This is a genomic window from Aeromonas sp. HMWF017 (assembly GCF_003061465.1).
GTDB lineage: Bacteria > Pseudomonadota > Gammaproteobacteria > Enterobacterales > Aeromonadaceae > Aeromonas > Aeromonas veronii.
In genome coordinates, this window is record NZ_QAJD01000185.1 from 1 (window position 1) to 1,249 (window position 1,249).

General features: G+C 53.2%; 3 protein-coding genes. All 3 read left to right on the top strand.

Annotated features, from left to right (window positions below; all coding sequences use genetic code 11):
* The first annotated feature begins 30 nt into the window (after positions 1-30).
* The 3 genes from rpsE to rplO are packed head-to-tail and all read left to right on the top strand — an operon-like array spanning position 31 to position 1,157.
* Positions 31-531 carry a 30S ribosomal protein S5 gene (rpsE, locus tag DBR30_RS20725; RefSeq protein ID WP_005340605.1) on the top strand — a complete coding sequence of 167 codons (501 nt, stop codon included), beginning with the start codon at positions 31-33 and terminating at the stop codon, positions 529-531.
* 6 nt (positions 532-537) lie between these two features.
* Positions 538-717 carry a 50S ribosomal protein L30 gene (rpmD, locus tag DBR30_RS20730; protein ID WP_005307985.1) on the top strand — a complete coding sequence of 60 codons (180 nt, stop codon included), beginning with the start codon at positions 538-540 and terminating at the stop codon, positions 715-717.
* A gap of 2 nt (positions 718-719) precedes the next feature.
* Positions 720-1,157 (top strand): 50S ribosomal protein L15, encoded by a 438-nt coding sequence (gene rplO / locus DBR30_RS20735; RefSeq protein WP_005340604.1) that lies wholly within the window; start codon positions 720-722, stop codon positions 1,155-1,157.
* Positions 1,158-1,249: the final 92 nt, after the last annotated feature.

Sequence of the window (1,249 nt, forward strand, 5' to 3'; positions counted from 1 at the left end):
TGGTCTTCAGTTCTAAGCTAGGAGTCGAAGATGGCTAAAGTCGAATCTCAAGCCGGCGAACTGCAAGAAAAGCTCATTGCAGTAAACCGTGTTTCGAAAACTGTTAAAGGTGGTCGTATCATGTCCTTCACCGCGTTGACCGTGGTGGGTGATGGTAACGGCCGTGTAGGTTACGGTTACGGTAAAGCCCGTGAAGTTCCGGCTGCTATTCAAAAAGCAATGGAACAGGCTAAGCGTAACCTGAACAAGGTTGAGCTGAACAACGGCACTCTGCACCACCCGGTGCGTGGTGTTCACTCTGGCTCCACCGTGTTCATGAAGCCGGCCTCCCAAGGTACTGGTATTATTGCAGGCGGCGCTATGCGTGCTGTTCTGGAAGTTGCCGGTATCCACAACGTGCTGGCCAAGACCTACGGTTCCACCAACCCAATCAACGTTGTTCGCGCTACTGTAGACGCTCTGGTTCACGGTCAATCACCGGAACAGATCGCTGCCAAGCGTGGTCTGCGCGTTGAAGAAATTCTGGGGTAATGCGACATGGCTAACACTGTAAAAGTAACTCAAACTCGCAGCTCTATCGGCCGTCTGCCAAAGCACAAGGCGACTCTGCGTGGTCTGGGTCTGCGTCGCATTGGTCACACCGTTGAGCTGGAAGATACTCCTTGCGTACGCGGTATGATCAACCAGGTTTATTACATGGTTAAGGTGGAGGGCTAAGCATGCGTCTGAACACTCTGTCTCCGGCCGCTGGTTCCAAGCCTGAAAAACAACGTCGTGGTCGTGGTATCGGCTCCGGCCTGGGCAAGACTGGTGGTCGTGGTGTTAAAGGCCAAACCTCTCGTTCCGGTGGCGGTAAAGTCCGCAACGGTTTCGAAGGCGGCCAGATGCCTTTGAAAATCCGTCTGCCGAAGTTCGGTTTCTTCTCTCGCAAATCTTTGGTTTCTGCCGAAGTGCGTCTGAACGAAATCGCCCTGGTAGAAGGTGATGTGGTCGACCTGAGCACTCTGAAGCAAGCCGGTGTTGTTACTAAGAACATCGTGTTCGCTAAAGTTGTTCTGTCAGGCAACATTGACCGTGCTGTGACCGTTCGTGGTCTGTCCGTCACCAAAGGTGCACGCGCAGCCATCGAGGCCGCTGGCGGTAAAATCGAGGAATAATCAGTACAATGGCTAAGAAACCAGGATTGGATGTTAAAGCACAGGGTGGTCTGAGTGAACTGAAGAGCCGTCTGCTCTTCGTTCTCGGGGCG